Source organism: Bacteroides bouchesdurhonensis (genome assembly GCF_900155865.1).
GTDB classification, from domain to species: Bacteria; Bacteroidota; Bacteroidia; order Bacteroidales; family Bacteroidaceae; genus Bacteroides; species Bacteroides bouchesdurhonensis.
Genome location: NZ_LT707006.1, coordinates 4,268,550 through 4,287,164, shown reverse-complemented (window position 1 = coordinate 4,287,164; position 18,615 = coordinate 4,268,550). Strand labels below are relative to the sequence as shown.

The window sequence follows — 18,615 nt, the reverse complement described above, 5'->3', positions numbered from 1 at the left end:
TGATTTATTTATACTTTACGCCTTGTTTTTGCGGAGAAACTTTTACCGGATGTCGGTAATAGGAGCTACTGTACAAGCATTCGGTGCCCGTATGCGCATGAAATTTGCCAGAGTTGGCGCAATATGGTCTATTGTTACAGGTGTCTGTATGATAGCTGGTTTCACCGAATGACCGATGAAAATCAACGGAGAAGGAATGTACGAATGACGTACGACCTTACTTGAATTGGTGTCTTCATTGACAATGGTCCATCCCGGGAGGACGTCGATTGTCAGGTCTCCCGAGCGTTGACGATGAAAACCATTACGTATCTTATAAATTTCCGGAGTCCATGCTCCCAGCAGGAGTCTGTGGGCAGAATAAGCTTCATTCACTCCACTGAACTGCATCAGGAATTCTGCAGATTTTTCCTGTATTTCTATCAGATTCAGTTGCTTTTCTTCCAGTAGTTTGTGATTCAGATAAATCTGTCGATCATAATAAGCTTCTACATATTTTCCTTCACCGTAAGTAGCCATCAGGAACATGTTCAGCAGAGCGGCACAACGATTCAGGTGAAATTCTCCGGTAGGAATCTTATACAATCCCGAGTCTGTCGATTCACTGTCTGTATATCCGGTAGAAGTGATGAAAATCAGCACGTTTTGTAAACCTACTTTTTTTTCCAGCATGTCCAATAGGCTGGCGATACTACGGTCCAAGCGAACATAGGTGTCCTGTATCTCCATGGCACATTCCTGTACGGACTTATGCGCATAATTGCCCGCGTAATAGGTCAGTGACAGTAAGTCAGTAATGTCATCCGTGCCTAGAAGTGCTTTGGTTATGACTTCATCTGCCAGCATATTCACTTCATCGTTTACAAAAGGGCTTGTGATAAATCTTCTGAATTTATTTTGACGGTCGTCGTCAAATTTATATTTGAATGTTTCATCCCGCCAATCTGGCAGGAATGTGTACATCATTTTAGGAAAAACCGGTTCCCAGATAATATCGGAGATGCGGAAATCAATAGCTTGGCGATCATTATACTGGCTTGCCCACCATGGAAATTCTCCGTAATAAGTGGTTCCACTCCATTTTCCTGTATTCGGGTTGAGCCAAAAAGCTCCGTTAGCGGCATGTCCGCCGGAGAATATGGCTGCGTCACAGTTAGGAGCAATGGCATAAACCTGTCCTTTACCTTGAGTGGCTATTTTCAGTTCGTCGGAAATGGTGGAAGTCAAAAGCTTTGTCGGAGCACAAGTCATGTCTCCGTAATATCCCATATATGCAGTATCATCCGTACTATTTACCAGTCTCAAAGTGGAAACGTCCATCCATTGGCCGGAAATAATTCCATTGAGAGAAGGGGTTGTGCCGGTATATATAGCAGCAATCGCAGAAGCACGATCTACGTTGTTAAAAGTAAATTGAGCGTTGCAGAATACTCTTCCCTCTTTCCAGATTCGTTTGAATCCTCTATCTCCGTAAAGTGAGGAGAAAGCTTCCAGATAGTCCGTACGTAATTGGTCAATAGTCAATCCTACCACTAACTTGGGGGAAGTAGGGAGAGACTGGGCTTGTAGCCCTGTGAAGGTGAGTACGGTGATAAGAGAAGTTAGTAGTCCTTTCATTATTTCTTTTTATAATTCAAAATCATGTTGCTTGCCGAACGTATCAGCAAACTGAGTGCCAAAGGTACGACAGCAAAGTCAATTCTTTGCGGAATGAGTGGAAAAAGCACTATAAATAATGTTAAAACAATGGCATTTAAGGTCATATACCAACATTTTTTCCTTTTTCGGATACAATATATAATGTAGGGAAGGAACAAAAGTTGTCCCGGATGAAAGACAAACAGCAGATAGTTTGAACTGACAGCCGGATGTTCTGAAAATAAAGCAAGGAAGGCAAGTATGCATCCTGCAAGACCGGCGATACCGAACAAGACAAGATCAAATCCCCAGAGTCCTTTTTTCTTGCGGATACCGTAGATGGTGACGGCAGCAGTTACTATAAACACGAGTAACGTGCATTGCAGAGGGGTAGGGATCCAATTGTTTTCGTTCGTATCGGGCGTCACATCGACAATTGTTTCTGTGGATGTAACCAGTGGACGCTGTTGTCCGTCGTGATCTATCTTTGCATTAGCGAAGAAATTCATCAGGTAAAACGGAGAAAACATCATCTGTCGCCGGGTGATCGGGCGGTCGGCTTCGCTGCCGATACAGAGGTCTATACCGAAACGTGACCATGGATGACCTTTGCAATACTGGTGGACAATATCCCGGAAGGAACGGGAGCCATCCTGAGGGTCTTCGGGATAAATAACTTTGCCTGTGATACATTCTTCTATTTTATCACGTGGACGGGTAGCGCAGTTGTCATAGAAAAAATTATAGCGATAGATGCGGTTCTCCGGGCGATAATTTACTTCCAGAAGGTTGAAAAGACGGGCTTTTTCCACATCATTCAAATTTAGGTTCTGTTGCCATACGCTACGGTTGTCGCTTGTGTATTCGGCTACAAAACTGTCATAATCACTTGCTCCCAGTCGGTAGTCTGTTTCGCCGAGTGAAAAACGAAGTACGAAATTAGGTACGTTAAAGCTGAATATGCCATAATTAAAAACGACATCAATTCCTTGTGCCGGATTCTCGTAACGGATTGCTGTATGTCCGAACAAAGAATAAATTTCCTCTCCGGGAGCACATGTCAAAAGACTCACCCGGATGGAATCGTTACTTGCTTTCGACTGTCCGTAGGGCAGGAGTAGCAAGTAAAAAGGAAGCAATATATATAAGATGGTCTGTTTCATAAAAAGTGCCTGTTTTATCTTCGCGGCGAAGATACGAAGAATTGTTGGATTCGTGAAAAGGAGAGGCTCCGTTTTGTGTTAACAGGGGTTCTACAACAGTCTCGAATATCCTATAATCATCCGATAATTAATGAGTTGTCGTGTAAATAGAAATGACTAAAAACGTTATCAAGACAATAATAATTAAAAATATAACAGTATGTATCGTTCAATTTTGTCAAAATAGGCATTTTTTGATATTAAAAAAATACATTTGGAAAGATAATTCTCTTTATATGCTTTTAGTTCTCTTTTTTTGCTTTACCTTTGCGCCCGCAAAAGAAGGAAAAGCATTGAATTTAATTATTGACATAGGAAATACAATGGCTAAAGTAGCACTCTTCGACAACAATGATATAGTCGAGGTGCTAACCGAATCCAATTATTCATTGGGTTGCTTGGCTGAACTTTGTGCCCGATATCCGATAGAACAAGGAATTGTTGCTACTGTCATTGATTTGAATGAACAGGTCTTGACAGATCTGGCCGCATTGTCGTTTCCTCTGTTATGGTTAAATCATCAAACTCCATTGCCAGTCGTTAATTTATACGAAACTCCCGAAACATTGGGATACGATCGTATGGCTGCCGTAGTAGGGGCAAATGAACAATTTCCTGACAAGGATATTTTAGTGGTTGATGCTGGAACTTGTATTACGTATGAGTTTATTGACTCAAAAGGACAATATCATGGTGGTAATATTTCTCCGGGTATGCAGATGCGTTTTAAAGCGCTGCATCAGTTTACCGGACGCTTGCCGTTGATTGATTCCAATGGTCGTAAACTCCCGATGGGAAGGGATACTGAGACTGCCATGCGAGCAGGAGTGTTGAAAGGGATTGAATATGAGATTTCAGGTTATATTGAGTCTATGAAGCATAAATATCCTGAACTTTTGGTTTTTTTAACGGGCGGAGATGAATTTTCTTTTGAAACCAACGTAAAAAGTGTCATCTTTGCAGATAGATTTTTAGTGTTGAAAGGATTAAATAGAATTTTAAACTATAATAATGGTAGGATATAAACACACGCTTTGTGCGCTTTTGCTCACAATGATTACCGGAATGGCAATTGCCCAGAATAATACAAACTCTCCTTATACACGATATGGCTTTGGCGATTTGTCTGACCAGTATTTTGGAAACAGCAAGGCAATGGGGGGAATTGCTTACGGACTTCGGGATGGAGCGCAGATCAATGTGCTGAATCCTGCTTCGTATACAGCTATTGACTCAATAACGTTTCTGTTTGAAGGTGGTGTCACTATGCAGAATATGAACATAAGCGGCGGAGGTGTGAAACTAAATGCAAAGAATTCTAGTTTAGACTATCTTGCCATGCAATTTCGTTTGCAGCCATGGATGGCGATGAGTATTGGTTTGTTGCCATATTCAAGTGTTGGATATTCGGTGTCGGATACTAAGACCACGGATAACGGATTGCAATATAGTAGAAGTTTTACAGGTGATGGCGGTTTACACCAACTGTATGCCGGACTGGGAGTGAAAGTGTTGAAGAACTTGTCGGTAGGTGTGAATGTATCTTATTTTTGGGGTGATATCACTCGTGTACGTAATCAATTCTTTCCGAATGAGTCCAGTGCTTTTTCATATCAGGAAAGTACATTGACATCTATTTCGGATTATAAGCTGGATTTCGGTGTGCAATATACACAAAAGCTGAATGAAAAAGGTTTGATGACTTTTGGCGCGGTATATACTCCGAAAAAGAGTCTGAAAAATGATTTTACAGTTACCAGACAGGTTAGTACGATCACTACTGTGACTCCCGATGCAACATTGGAAACCCCTAATACGTTTGGAGTCGGAGTTACTTATAAATATGACAGACGTTTGACGGTAGGTATGGATTATAGCCTGCAGAAATGGTCAAAGGTAAAGTCTTCTCTTGCAACGAGTGATGAGGATTTACGTCAGAATTTTGATGAGACGTATGCCTTTTGCGATCGTTCAAGAATATCTGTGGGTGCAGAATATATCCCAAATTTGTTGGGACGTTCTTATCTCGCCCATGTAAAATATCGTGTGGGTGCTTTTTATTCCACACCGTATTATAAGATCGAGGGTAAAAAGGCTTCAACCGAATTTGGTGTGACAGCTGGTTTTGGTTTGCCCGTTCCTCGCTCGCGTTCTATCCTTAGCATTAGTGGACAGTTTGTTCATGTGAAAGGAAAAGAAGTAAATATGTTAAATGAAAATGTATTCCGCGTGAGCATAGGACTTACGTTTAATGAACGTTGGTTCTTCAAACGCAGAGTAGAATAAAGTAAAGTGAAAAATTTGAGAGAGAATAGACGATTAAATAATAACAACTAAAATTTAGATACAATGAAAATTAAGACGCTTGTAGCTATGTTGTTCCTATCGGCCGGGGCGACTACTGTAATGGCGCAGGATGATGCTAACTGTAATTCGAATAGTAGTATCTCACATGAATCGGTGAAAGCCGGAAATTTTAAAGACGCTTATACTCCTTGGAAAGCTGTCTTGGAAAATTGCCCGACACTTCGTTACTATACTTTTAGTGATGGATTTAAAATTCTGAAAGGTTTGATGGAGCAAATCAAAGATAAAAATAATCCGGAATACCAGAAGTACTTTGATGAATTGATGAATACGCATGATTTACGTATGAAATATACTCCTGATTTTTTGGCAAAGGGAGTCAAGGTGGCTTCTGTTGATGAAATTTTAGGTATCAAAGCTTTAGATTACATGGCGTTAGCACCAAAGGTTGATTTGAATCAACTTTATCAATGGTTTAGTCAATCTGTAAATACTGTAAAAGCGGAATCTGATCCGGCAGTTATTTTTTATTTTTTCCAAACGTCTTTAAATAAACTACAGGCGGATCCTGCTCATAAGGAACAGTTTATTCAGGATTATTTGAATGCATCTGAATATATGGAAGCTGCTTTGGCTGCTGAGACAGTGGATGCCAATAAAGAAAGATTGAATGGAATCAAAGAAAATCTGGTTGCTTTGTTTGTAAGCAGTGGTGCTGCTGATTGTGAATCTTTACAGGCTATTTATGGTCCTAAAGTGGAAGCTGGTAAAACAGATATCGCTGCTTTAAAGAAGATAATCGGTATCTTAAAGCAGATGAAATGTACAGAGAGTGAGGCTTATCTGCAAGCAGGATATTATGTGTATAAGATGGAGCCGACAGTCGATGCTGCTATTGCTTGTGCACTGCAAGCAAACAAAAGAGGTGACCTTGATGAAGCTTTGAAGTTTTTTGATGAAGCTATTGATCTGGAAACGGATAATGTGAAGAAGGCTGAGTATGCATTTAAAGCTGCGGTTGCATTGTATAAAGCAAAAAAATTGGCACAGTCTAGAACTTATTGCCAGAAGGCCATCGGCTTTAACGAGAATTATGGTGATCCGTATTTGCTAATAGCTGCTTTATATGCAACTAGTCCGAACTGGAGTGATGAATCAGCATTAAATAAATGTACCTATTTTGTAATCCTTGATAAGTTACAGCGTGCAAAAACTGTAGATCCTAGTGTCGCAGAAGAAGCTAATAAACAGATTGCTGTATACTCAGCTTACACTCCGCAGGCTAAAGATCTCTTTATGCTAGGGTATAAAGCTGGTGATCGTATCACAATCGGTGGCTGGATTGGAGAGACCACAACGATTAGATAAATTTTATGTCGCGAAAACGAAGTATACGTTTATTGCATAAATGCATGAGCATAACAATTGCCTTCGAGGCAATTGTTATGCTTCTTTTATTTTCTTCCTGTGGAGGGAAGAAAAAGGCTATGGGAGATGCTATTACCGAACGTGACTCGTTGCCGGTAATGCAAACTTTGGGAGTAACCACTTTTATTTCCGATTCGGGAGTGACTCGTTACAAGGTAGATACTGAAGAATGGTTGGTGTATGACCGTAAAATGCCTTCGTATTGGGCTTTTGAGAAGGGGATATATCTGGAACAATTTGACTCTATCTTTCATGTAGAAGCCAGTATAAAAGCAGATACTGCCTACTATTATGACAAAGAACAGCTTTGGAAACTGATAGGGCATGTGGATATACAAAACCGGATAGGGGAGCGTTTCAATACAGAATTGCTTTACTGGAATCAGGCAACTAAAAAAGTATATACCGATCGTTTTATTCGGATTCAACAACCTGAACGAGTTATCCATTCATACGGATTTGACTCGAACGAGCAATTTACTCAGTATGTTTTCCGTAATGTATCTGGTATTTTTGATGTGGATGATGAACCTCCTATTCAGCCGGAAGTAAAACCGATTACTCAACCGGATTCACTGAAATAAGGATTTTGTGAAATAAGCTATGAATATCTATTTCTCTTTACTTATCACGATGGCTTTCTCCGCATTTTTTTCGGGGATGGAGATTGCTTTTGTCTCAGTAGATAAGCTGCGTTTCGAAATGGAACGCAAAGGAGGCATGACTTCACGTATTCTTGCCATCTTCTTTAAAAATCCGAATGAATTTATCTCTACCATGTTGGTAGGGAATAATATTGCTCTGGTTATTTATGGTATTTTGATGGCTCAGATTATAGGAGATAATTTGTTATCGAATTTTATAGAAAGCCATTTCCTGATGGTGTTGGCGCAAACTGTTATTTCTACTTTGATTATTCTGGTGACGGGAGAGTTTTTGCCGAAAACATTATTCAAGATTAATCCGAATCTGGTTCTGAATGTGTTCGCTGTCCCTCTCTTTATTTGTTATATTGTTCTGTATCCAATTTCTAAACTCTCTTCTGGAATGTCCTATTTGTTCCTACGTATTTTGGGAATGAAGGTGAATAAAGAAGTGTCTGACAAAGCTTTTGGTAAAGTGGATCTGGATTATTTTGTTCAAACGAGTATCAATAATGCTGAGAATGAAGAGGAACTAGATACGGAAGTGAAGATATTTCAGAATGCACTTGATTTCTCAAATATAAAGATTCGCGACTGCATCGTCCCTCGTACTGAAGTGGTGGCTGTCGATCTGACTACTTCGTTAGACGAACTAAAGGGGCGTTTTATTGAATCGGGAATTTCAAAGATCATTGTATATGATGGAAATATAGATAATGTGGTAGGTTATATCCATTCGTCAGAAATGTTCCGTAATCCGGATGATTGGCGTAATAATGTGAAGAAAGTCCCGATTGTGCCCGAAACGATGTCTGCCAATAAATTGATGAAGCTTTTCATGCAACAAAAAAAGACGATTGCTGTGGTAGTGGATGAGTTTGGAGGTACATCTGGAATTGTGTCTCTGGAAGATTTGGTAGAAGAGATTTTTGGCGACATTGAAGATGAACATGATAATACGTCCTATATCTGCAAACAAATTGAAGAGCATGAGTATGTATTGTCTGCCCGTTTGGAAATTGAAAAGGTGAATGAAACATTTGGACTTGATTTGCCCGAGTCGGACGAATATCTGACAGTGGGAGGATTAATTCTTAACCAGTATCAAAGTTTCCCGAAATTGCATGAATTGATTCGGATAGGGCGATATCAGTTCAAGATAATCAAGGTTACGGCGACTAAAATAGAACTTGTGCGACTAAAAGTCATGGAATAATGACGATAGATATGAAATTTTTGGCTAATAAATAGAAGCATATTAGCATTTTTTGTATCTTCGTGCGCTAAAATGACATTAGGAAGAAATAAATAATAAACATAAATTGTATTAATCAAAATGGCAACATTACAAAACATCAGGTCGAAAGGACCTCTATTGGTGATTGTTATCGGCTTGGCACTGTTTGCCTTCATTGCGGGTGACGCATGGAAGGTGTTACAGCCGCATCAGACGCATGACGTAGGTGAGGTGAACGGAGATGCTCTTACTGCTCAGGAGTTTCAATCTTTAGTAGAAGAATATACCGAAGTGTTAAAGCTTTCACGTGGATTGAATTCTCTGAATGACGAACAAACTAACCAAGTGCGCGACGAAGTATGGAATTCTTATGTAAACAATAAACTGATTGAAAAAGAAGCTGAAAAACTGGGATTAACTGTTTCTATTTCTGAAATTCAAGACATTTTGAATACAGGTGCTAATCCATTGTTGCAACAAACTCCTTTCCGTAACCCGCAAACGGGTCGCTTTGACAAGGATATGCTGAATAAATTCTTAGTGGAATACTCTAAGATGAATGATAGTCAAATGCCAGCTCAATATGTTGAACAATATGACAAAATGTATAAATATTGGAGCTTCATTGAAAAGACATTGATCCAAAGCCGTCTGGCACAGAAATATCAGGCATTAATCACGAAGTCTCTTATTTCTAACCCCGTAGAAGCACAAGATGCTTTCGACGCAAGAGTAAATCAGTATGACTTGTTGATGGCTGCGGTTCCTTATTCTACAGTAGTAGATTCTACATTGACTGTATCTGAGTCTGAATTGAAAGACCTCTATAATAAGAAGAAAGAGCAATTTAAACAATATCAGGAAGCCCGCGATATTAAATATATTGATGTACAGGTAACTGCAAGTGCAGAAGATAGAGCTGCTATTCAGAAAGAAGTAGATGAAGCTACTGCACAACTGGCTACTGCAGAAGACTATACTTCTTTCATTCGTTCGGTTGGTTCTGAAGCTCCTTATGTAGACTTGTTCTATAACAAGACTGCTTTCCCGGCAGATGTTGTCGCTCGTTTGGACTCAGTTTCTGTAGGTTCTGTTTACGGACCTTATTATAATGGAACCGATAATACAATCAATTCTTTTAAATTAGTTGCTAAGACTGCTGCTCCCGATTCTATTGAGTTCCGTCAGATTCAAGTATTTGCAGAAGATGCAGATAAAACAAAAACATTGGCTGACAGTATTTACAATGCAATTAAAGGTGGTGCTGATTTCGTTGAGTTAGCTAAAAAATATGGCCAGAATGGTGATACTAGCTGGCTGACTTCTGCACAGTATGAAGGCGCGCAGATCGATGGTGATAACTTGAAATTTATTACAACTATTACCAATGCAAATGTAAATGAACTGACTAATCTGCCTATGGGTCAGGCAAATATCATTCTTCAGGTGACTAACAAGAAAGCTGTAAAAGACAAATATAAAGTTGCTGTTATCAAACGTGAGGTAGAATTCAGTAAGGATACATACAATCGTGCTTATAATGATTTCAGCCAGTTTATCGCTGCTAATCCTACAGTTGAGAAAATGGTAGCCAATGCGGAAGAAGCCGGATATAAGTTGCTCGACAGAGAAAACCTATATAGCTATGAACATGCTATCGGAGGTGTAAGAGGTACTAAAGAGGCTTTGAGATGGGTATTTGATAAAGCAAAACCGGGTGAAGTTTCAGGACTGTATGAATGTGGTGAAAGTGACCACATGCTTGTAGTAGGTCTGGTGGGTATTACTCCGGAAGGATATCGTTCTTTGAAACAAGTACAGGGTCAGTTGAGAGCTGAGATCATCAAAGATAAGAAAGCTGAAAAGATTATGGCTGATATGAAAGCTGCCAATGCGGTTTCATTGGATCAGTATAAGGCTATGAATGGTGCAGTTAGCGATTCTTTGAAGATGGTTACATTTGCTGCTCCTGCTTATGTAGCAGCTTTGCGTAGCAACGAGCCGTTGGTAGGTGCTTATGCGTCTGTTGCTGAGATGAATAAGTTAAGTGCTCCTATTAAGGGTAATGCCGGAGTATTTGTATTGCAAATGTATGCGAAGGACAAATTGAACGAAACATTTGATGCAAAAGAGGAAGAAGCTAAACAAACTTCTATGCACGAACGTCTTGCAGGTCGTTTGATGAATGACTTGTATCTGAAAGCAAATGTGAAAGATACACGTTATATGTTCTTCTAGAATTAATTGTTAAACGATAACTTCTAAAGGTCGTTCCTCTTCGGGGAATGACCTTTTTTGCTAACTTTTACATCCGCACTGTACGTAAATCGACTTAATTTCCTTACATTTGCAAATATAAACCATGAACTGAAAGAAATATGTCTAAATATCCTCTCTTAGGAATGACTCTCATAGAGCTGCAATCGGTGGCGAAAAAGCTGGGTATGCCAAGTTTTGCCGCTAAACAGATTGCGTCGTGGCTATATGATAAGAAAGTGACTTCACTGGATGAAATGACAAACTTGTCGTTGAAATATCGGGAGTTACTAAAGGAGAACTATGAGGTAGGAGCATATACTCCTGTAGATGAAATGCGTTCGGTGGATGGTACAGTGAAATATCTCTACCGGGTTGGAGAAAATGAGTTTGTGGAAGCAGTTTATATTCCTGAGGATGATCGGGCGACACTTTGTGTCTCTTCCCAAGTAGGCTGTAAGATGAATTGTAAGTTCTGTATGACTGGAAAACAGGGTTATACAGCCAATCTGACTGCCAACCAGATTATCAATCAGGTTCACTCATTGCCCGAAAGAGACAAACTGACAAATGTTGTTTTGATGGGGATGGGCGAACCACTCGATAACCTGGATGAAGTATTAAAAGCATTGGAGATTATGACAGCTCCTTACGGATATGCATGGAGCCCGAAGCGCATCACCGTATCTACGGTTGGTTTGCGGAAAGGATTGCAGCGATTTATAGAAGAAAGTGATTGCCATCTTGCTATCAGTCTGCATTCTCCGCTATCGACACAACGTTCAGTGCTAATGCCGGCAGAGAGAGCTTTTTCTATAACCGAGATCGTGGAACTGTTAAAAAACTATGATTTTAGTAAACAACGTAGACTTTCGTTTGAATACATTGTTTTTAAAGGACTCAATGATTCGCAGGTATATGCTAAGGAACTGTTGAAATTACTTCGAGGATTGGATTGCCGGATTAACCTGATCCGTTTTCATGCCATTCCGGAAGTAAATTTAGAAGGAGCTGATATGGAGACGATGATTCGTTTTCGTGATTATCTCACTTCACATGGATTGTTTACAACGATTCGCGCTTCAAGAGGAGAAGACATCTTTGCTGCTTGTGGTATGTTATCGACAGCGAAGCAGGAGGAAAATAACAAAAGTTAATTTATAAAAATCGATCATCATGAAAAAGTACTTTTTTTATTTGAGCATGGCCTTAATGGCCTTCGTATTTGCCTCATGTGGCATGGGAGGAAATCATACTTCCAGTGGTCGTCCGTATGAACTTCTAGTTGTTGTAGATCCCGGTGTATGGGACCGTGCTGCAGGAAGAGCCTTACATGATGTACTTGATTCCGAAATGCCTGGTTTGCCGCAGCCGGAAGCTTCCTTCCGGATTATGTATACTTCTTCGAAAGATTATAATTCTACGTTAAAGTTGGTTCGTAATATTATCATTGTGGATATTAAAGATACTTTCACGAAAGGATCTTTCAAATTTGCAAAAGATGTCTATGCTTCGCCTCAGCTGATTTTGACTATCCAGGCTCCGAATGAAGAGGAATTCGAGAAATTTGTAACAGAGAATAAACAGGTTATAATCGACTTCTTTACCCGTGCTGAGATGAATCGCCAGATTATTTCGTTGGAGAAAAAACACAGTAACTATATTTCTGCTAGAGTGGATAGCTTGTTCGGTGCTGATATATGGATTCCTTCGGAATTGGCTAATTATAAGACTGGAAAGGATTTCTTCTGGGCTTCTACCAACAAAGGTGCAGCTGATCAGAATTTTGTAATATACTCATATCCTTATACGGATAAAGATACTTTTACTAAGGAATATTTTGTTCACAAGCGTGACTCTTTCATGAAAGCTAATATTCCAGGATTTAAGGAAGGGGTCTATATGTCCACAGATTCTTTACGGACAAATGTCCGTCCGATCCGGGTACATGATAAGTATGCATTGGAGGCACGTGGATTGTGGCGTATGGAAGGTGATTTTATGGGTGGTCCGTTTGTATCACATTCACGCGTAGATGAGAAGAATCATCGTGTTGTTGTAGCAGAAGTATTTGTATATTCACCCGAAAAAATGAAACGTAATTTACTCCGCCAAATAGAGGCTTCTTTGTATACACTGAAACTTCCGGGGGAAGTGCAGGAATCACAAATACCATTAGGAGAGACTAGGGAAGCGGAAAAAGATAAAAAATAAAAACATGGAAGATAACAAAATAAAAATCGGCATTACCCAAGGAGATATTAATGGGGTAGGCTATGAGGTGATCTTGAAAGCATTCTCTGATCCTACCATGTTGGAATTGTGTACTCCGATTATATATGGTTCGCCTAAAGTGGCTGCTTATCATCGCAAGTCTTTGGATCTGCCGACTAATTTTAGTATTATAAACTCGGCTTCAGAGGCTTCTTACAATCGTCTGAGTGTAGTGAACTGCACCGATGACGAAGTAAAAGTCGAGTTTTCCAAACCTGATCCAGAAGCGGGTAAAGCAGCATTAGGTGCTTTGGAACGTGCTATTGAGGAATATCGTGAGGGGCTGATTGACGTCATCGTTACTGCTCCGATTAATAAACATACGATTCAGTCGGAAGAATTCTCTTTTCCCGGACATACTGAATATATTGAGGAACGTTTGGGGGAAGGTAATAAATCACTGATGATCTTGATGAAAGGAGATTTTCGTATGGCATTGGTTACAACTCATATTCCGGTAAGGGAAATTGCTACTACCATCACAAAGGAATTGATTCAGGAGAAATTGATGATTTTCCATCGTTGTTTGAAACAAGATTTTGGTATTGGTGCTCCTCGTATTGCTGTGTTGGCATTGAATCCTCATGCAGGTGATGGCGGTCTGTTGGGCATGGAAGAACAAGAAGTGATTATTCCTGCATTGAAGGAAATGGAGGAAAAAGGAATTCTTTGTTATGGTCCTTATGCAGCTGATGGCTTTATGGGATCCGGCAATTATACTCACTTTGACGGAATTCTGGCGATGTATCATGATCAGGGACTGGCTCCGTTCAAAGCTTTGGCAATGGATGATGGAGTGAACTATACTGCAGGTTTGCCGGTTGTCCGAACTTCTCCGGCACATGGTACAGCTTATGATATTGCAGGCAAAGGATTGGCTAGCGAAGATTCTTTCCGCCAAGCTATCTATGTGGCAATTGATGTATTTCGCAATCGCCAACGTGAAAAAGCAGCTCGTGTAAATCCGTTGCGGAAGCAATATTATGAGAAGCGAGATGATAGTGATAAATTAAAACTGGATACAGTAGACGAAGATTAAAGAAGCAATGACAAAAGCGGAGATACAACAAGTGAAACAACGTTTCGGTATTATTGGTAATACCGAAACATTGTTACGCGCCATTGATGTTGCCATACAGGTAGCACCTACCGATTTGTCTGTGCTGATTACCGGAGAAAGTGGTGTGGGAAAGGAAAGTTTTCCACAGATTATTCATCAATACAGCCGACGGAAGCATGGACAGTATATTGCTGTCAATTGTGGAGCTATACCGGAAGGGACTATTGATTCTGAGTTATTTGGACATGAGAAGGGAGCATTTACAGGGGCAATTGGTGAGCGGAAAGGATACTTTGGCGAGGCTGATGGGGGCACAATCTTTCTGGATGAAGTCGGAGAGTTGCCGTTGCCTACACAGGCCCGTTTGCTACGTGTTTTGGAAAGTGGTGAATTTATCAAGGTTGGCTCGTCCAAAGTACAGAAAACGGATGTACGCATTGTGGCGGCTACTAACGTAAACCTGTCACAGGCAATTGCTCAAGGGCGTTTTCGGGAAGATTTATATTATCGTTTAAATACAGTGCCTATTCAGATACCTCCTTTGCGCGAGCGGGGAGACGATGTACTGTTGCTATTCCGTAAGTTTGCCGCCGACTTTGCCGAGAAATACCGTATGCCTGCTATCCAGCTGACGGAAGATGCAAAACAGGTATTGCTAGCTTATCCTTGGCCGGGAAATGTGCGTCAGTTGAAGAATATAACCGAGCAGATCTCGATTATTGAGACTAACCGGGAAATTACGGCGAATATCTTACATACATATCTTCCTCAACAGAATATGCAACGTCTGCCGGCTTTATTGGGTATGCGTGAAGGTAAAAGTTTTGAAAGTGAGCGGGAGATACTTTATTCCATTCTTTTTGATATGCGTCAGGAAGTGGCGGAACTGAAAAAGATGGTACATAATATGATGGCTGAACGGGTAGAGCAGGTAGGTCAGATTGTTTCTACTCCCGTAGTGGCTGCACATCAACCCACTGTTCCTGCAATCATTCACCCGGTACAGGCTGCTGTTTGTAAAGATGAAGATGATGATATTCAAGACACCGAGGAATATGTAGAGGAGTCCCTGTCGTTGGATGATGTTGAAAAAGAAATGATACGCAAGGCTCTTGAAAAGCATCATGGAAAGCGGAAGAGCGCAGCAAAGGATTTGAATATATCCGAGCGTACCCTTTATAGAAAAATAAAAGAATATGGATTGGATTAAGAAGATATCACGTGTTGCCGTACTTTTCGTATTGCCGATGGTAGTGATTGCGTGTACTGTTTCCTATAAGTTTAATGGTTCTTCTATCAATTATGATAAGGTAAAAACCATTTCGATTGCCGATTTTCCGATTAAGTCGGAATATGTGTATGCTCCGTTGGCAACCAAATTTAATGAGGATTTGAAAGATATATTTATTCGTCAAACACGTTTGCAGTTGCTGAAACCGAATCAAAATGCTGACTTGCAGATCGATGGAGAAATAACGGGTTACAATCAATACAACCAAGCAGTATCTGCTGATGGGTACTCTTCGGAAACGAAGCTGACCATCACAGTGAATGTTCGATTTGTTAATAATACCAATCATGCTGAGGACTTCGAACAACAATTTTCAGCTTTCCGTACCTATTCTTCCACTCAACTGTTGACGGCGGTGCAGGACGGATTGATTGCTGAAATGACGAAAGAGATAACCGACCAAATATTTAATGCAACTGTAGCAAACTGGTAATTTTAATGACTTCTGTTAATCTTGAACAATGGATTCTGCATCCTGAGACATTGAATAGGGATACATTGTACGAGCTGCGTAATATGCTCGCACGCTATCCGTATTTTCAGTCGATCCGTTTGTTGTATCTAAAGAATTTATATATTCTCCATGATATTAATTTCGGTGCCGAACTTCGAAAGGCAGTCCTTTATATTTCTGACCGACGCAAGCTGTTTTATCTGATCGAAGGTGAACGTTTTACTATTCAAGCTAAGGATAAAGACACTGCTTTAACTGAAGTGTTGGAAGAAGAGCCTTCTGTAGACCGTACATTAGCTTTGATCGACGCTTTTCTTTCAACAGCTCCAGAAGAAGTGACCAACCAGACAAACTTTGATTATTCAGTGGACTATACATCTTATCTCTTGGAAGATACAACCGTAGCAAGTGAATCAGCAGAAACAACTCCTCCATTGAAAGGACATGAACTCATTGATGGATTTATTGAGAAAAGTGAATCTGTATTATGTGTGAAACCTTTAAAAGAAGAAGATGTAGTGCCTGTTACCTCTTCGGAAGAGACTCTTGATAGTGAAGAGGAAGATGATAGCTGTTTTACAGAAACATTGGCGAAAATTTATGTAAAACAGCAACGATATTCAAAAGCACTTGAAATAATTAAAAAATTAAGTTTGAAATATCCAAAAAAAAATGCTTACTTTGCAGACCAAATCAGATTTTTGGAGAAATTGATTATTAACGCTAATTCAAAATAACTCAAAAATGTACTTATTATTCATTATCTTAATGGTTATTGCAGCCGTGTTGATGTGCTTCATCGTGCTGATTCAGAACTCAAAAGGAGGCGGACTTGCTTCCGGATTTTCTTCATCAAACGCCATCATGGGCGTGCGTAAGACTACTGACTTTCTGGAAAAGGCAACTTGGGGCTTAGCTGCTTTTATGGTTGTAATGAGCATTGCGACTGCTTATGTAGTTCCTTCTGATAAATCTAAAACACAAGATGCAGTAATGGAACAAGCACAGAAAGAACAACAAACCAACCCGTATAACATGCCTACCGGTACTGCCGCTCCTAAGACAGATGCTGCTCCTACAGAATCTGCACCTGCAACAGAAACTCCGGCACCTGCTGAAACTCCTGCTCCGGCAGCAGAGTAACATTCAGCGAGACATCGGTATTATTCGGTTAAAACTATTTTGAGGATGCAGAAGAATGGTACTGCATCACTCTCTTTTTAAGCGCAGATTGAATGAAGTGCCCGGAGTAAATCAATATCTGGGTGATTCATTGATTCTGCGCTTAACTTTTTCCTGTAAAAACAAACACTTTGTGAGGAAAACAAACGATATTTAACTACCTTTGTTGCCCGTAATCTGATTATTAATACTTTTTGAAATATAACAATGACAGAACAATTGAAACAAAAATTGAATGACTCCGCTATGTTGCGTTGGAGTGTTCTTGCATTGGTCGCTTTTACAATGTTGTGCGGCTACTTCCTTACCGACGTCATGTCACCTTTAAAACCCATGTTGGAGAAAGAACTGTTATGGGATAGTTTGGACTATGGCTTCTTTACGAGTGCCTATGGTTGGTTCAATGTATTCTTATTAATGCTGATTTTCGGCGGTATCATCCTAGATAAGATGGGAGTCCGTTTCACAGGAATGGGGGCATGTTTGTTGATGGTATTTGGTTGTGGACTAAAATATTATGCGGTATCAACCACATTTCCCGAAGGTTCGATGCTTTTCGGATTTAGGATGCAGGTAACACTTGCTGCCATTGGATATGCTGTCTTTGGCGTGGGAGTGGAAATTGCAGGTATTACGGTTTCTAAGATTATAGTGAAATGGTTCAAAGGAAAAGAAATGGCTCTTGCTATGGGACTTGAGATGGCTACTGCACGTATCGGTACGACGTTGGCTATGGTGTTGACTGTTCCTTTGGCAGACTTCTTCGGTACTACAGACGAGACCGGAACTTTCCATACTAATATTCCTGCTCCTATTTTGTTTTGCCTGGTAATGCTTTGTGTAGGAACTATCGCTTTCTTTATATATACGTTCTACGACAGGAAACTAGATGCTTCGTTGGATGCAGAAGGCTTGGAACCGGAAGAACCGTTCCGCATGAAAGATATTGTATATATTATCACTAACAAAGGTTTTTGGTTGATTGCCTTGTTGTGTGTATTGTTCTATTCAGCAGTATTCCCGTTTATTAAGTATGCGGCTGATTTGATGGTACAGAAATATAATGTGGATCCGAAGTTGGCAGGAACCATTCCTGGATTGTTGCCAATTGGTGCTATTGTGCTGACACCTTTGTTCGGTTCATTATATGACCGGATTGGTAAGGGTGCTACTTTGATGGTAATCGGTTCCATTATGTTGATTTTTGTACATACTATGTTTGCTCTTCCTATATTGAATGTATGGTGGTTTGCTACTGTGATTATGATTATATTGGGATTTGCATTTTCTCTGGTTCCTTCTGCAATGTGGCCTTCTGTTCCTAAGATTATTCCGGAAAAACAGTTGGGTACAGCTTATGCCTTAATTTTCTGGGTGCAGAATTGGGGATTGATGGGTGTACCTTTGTTGATTGGGTGGGTGCTTAATTCATACTGTAAAGGTCCGGTTGTAGATGGTGCACAGACTTATGATTACACATTACCTATGACCATTTTTGCTGTCTTCGGTGTACTGGCTTTGATTGTTGCTTTGCTGTTGAAAGCAGAAAACCGGAAGAAAGGTTATGGTTTGGAAGAACCTAATATCAAGAAATAATATTTTATTTCTATATACGATACAAAAAGAGTTTGATATCACTTGT

16 protein-coding genes are annotated in these 18,615 nt (G+C 40.1%); 14 read left to right on the top strand and 2 right to left on the bottom strand.

Going from position 1 to position 18,615, the window contains the following annotated elements:
- Window positions 1-42 precede the first annotated feature (42 nt).
- A complete protein-coding gene (locus tag CZ225_RS18815; RefSeq protein ID WP_077155009.1) occupies window positions 43-1,617 on the bottom strand; it encodes an alkaline phosphatase family protein in 1,575 nt (524 codons plus the stop codon).
- Entirely contained in the window at window positions 1,617-2,801 is a 1,185-nt protein-coding gene (lnb, locus tag CZ225_RS18810) for a lipoprotein N-acyltransferase Lnb (protein WP_077155008.1), read from the bottom strand. Before lnb ends, CZ225_RS18815 begins: the two co-directional genes overlap by 1 nt.
- Before the next feature lie 275 nt (window positions 2,802-3,076).
- On the opposite strand from lnb, the gene CZ225_RS18805 reads away from it, so the two are divergent.
- The 14 genes from CZ225_RS18805 to CZ225_RS18740 all read left to right on the top strand — a co-directional run bounded on the left by CZ225_RS18805 (window position 3,077) and on the right by CZ225_RS18740 (window position 18,569).
- Window positions 3,077-3,865: a type III pantothenate kinase gene (locus tag CZ225_RS18805; protein WP_077155007.1), complete on the top strand. Its 789-nt coding sequence runs from the start codon at window positions 3,077-3,079 to the stop codon at window positions 3,863-3,865.
- Complete coding sequence (locus CZ225_RS18800; RefSeq protein ID WP_077155006.1) at window positions 3,852-5,126, top strand: BamG family beta-barrel-assembly machinery protein; 1,275 nt, start codon at window positions 3,852-3,854, stop codon at window positions 5,124-5,126. The genes CZ225_RS18805 and CZ225_RS18800 overlap by 14 nt, the downstream gene beginning before the upstream one ends.
- 63 nt (window positions 5,127-5,189) lie before the next feature.
- Window positions 5,190-6,515 carry a tetratricopeptide repeat protein gene (locus tag CZ225_RS18795; RefSeq protein ID WP_077155005.1) on the top strand — a complete coding sequence of 442 codons (1,326 nt, stop codon included), beginning with the start codon at window positions 5,190-5,192 and terminating at the stop codon, window positions 6,513-6,515.
- 44 nt (window positions 6,516-6,559) lie between these two features.
- A complete protein-coding gene (gene lptC, locus CZ225_RS18790) occupies window positions 6,560-7,159 on the top strand; it encodes an LPS export ABC transporter periplasmic protein LptC (protein ID WP_077155004.1) in 600 nt (199 codons plus the stop codon).
- Between the two features lie 19 nt (window positions 7,160-7,178).
- The gene (locus CZ225_RS18785; RefSeq protein WP_077155003.1) at window positions 7,179-8,435 is read left to right on the top strand and encodes a hemolysin family protein; all 1,257 of its coding nucleotides are present in this window, start codon (window positions 7,179-7,181) and stop codon (window positions 8,433-8,435) included.
- A gap of 120 nt (window positions 8,436-8,555) precedes the next feature.
- Complete coding sequence (locus CZ225_RS18780) at window positions 8,556-10,694, top strand: peptidylprolyl isomerase (RefSeq protein WP_077155002.1); 2,139 nt, start codon at window positions 8,556-8,558, stop codon at window positions 10,692-10,694.
- Between the two features lie 140 nt (window positions 10,695-10,834).
- On the top strand, window positions 10,835-11,869 hold the full coding sequence (gene rlmN / locus CZ225_RS18775; RefSeq protein ID WP_077155001.1) for a dual-specificity RNA methyltransferase RlmN: 1,035 nt from the start codon (window positions 10,835-10,837) through the stop codon (window positions 11,867-11,869).
- A 19-nt stretch (window positions 11,870-11,888) separates the two neighbouring features.
- Window positions 11,889-12,926 (top strand): DUF4837 family protein, encoded by a 1,038-nt coding sequence (locus CZ225_RS18770; RefSeq protein WP_077155000.1) that lies wholly within the window; start codon window positions 11,889-11,891, stop codon window positions 12,924-12,926.
- Between the two features lie 4 nt (window positions 12,927-12,930).
- Window positions 12,931-14,025: a 4-hydroxythreonine-4-phosphate dehydrogenase PdxA gene (gene pdxA / locus CZ225_RS18765; RefSeq protein ID WP_077154999.1), complete on the top strand. Its 1,095-nt coding sequence runs from the start codon at window positions 12,931-12,933 to the stop codon at window positions 14,023-14,025.
- Window positions 14,026-14,032: 7 nt separating this feature from the next.
- Entirely contained in the window at window positions 14,033-15,256 is a 1,224-nt protein-coding gene (locus tag CZ225_RS18760; protein ID WP_077154998.1) for a sigma-54 interaction domain-containing protein, read from the top strand.
- Window positions 15,243-15,770 (top strand): LPS assembly lipoprotein LptE, encoded by a 528-nt coding sequence (gene lptE / locus CZ225_RS18755; RefSeq protein ID WP_077154997.1) that lies wholly within the window; start codon window positions 15,243-15,245, stop codon window positions 15,768-15,770. Before CZ225_RS18760 ends, lptE begins: the two co-directional genes overlap by 14 nt.
- A 5-nt stretch (window positions 15,771-15,775) precedes the next feature.
- A complete protein-coding gene (locus CZ225_RS18750) occupies window positions 15,776-16,528 on the top strand; it encodes a hypothetical protein (protein WP_077154996.1) in 753 nt (250 codons plus the stop codon).
- A 7-nt stretch (window positions 16,529-16,535) separates the two neighbouring features.
- Complete coding sequence (secG, locus tag CZ225_RS18745; protein WP_077154995.1) at window positions 16,536-16,934, top strand: preprotein translocase subunit SecG; 399 nt, start codon at window positions 16,536-16,538, stop codon at window positions 16,932-16,934.
- A gap of 246 nt (window positions 16,935-17,180) precedes the next feature.
- Complete coding sequence (locus CZ225_RS18740; protein WP_077154994.1) at window positions 17,181-18,569, top strand: MFS transporter; 1,389 nt, start codon at window positions 17,181-17,183, stop codon at window positions 18,567-18,569.
- Window positions 18,570-18,615: the final 46 nt, after the last annotated feature.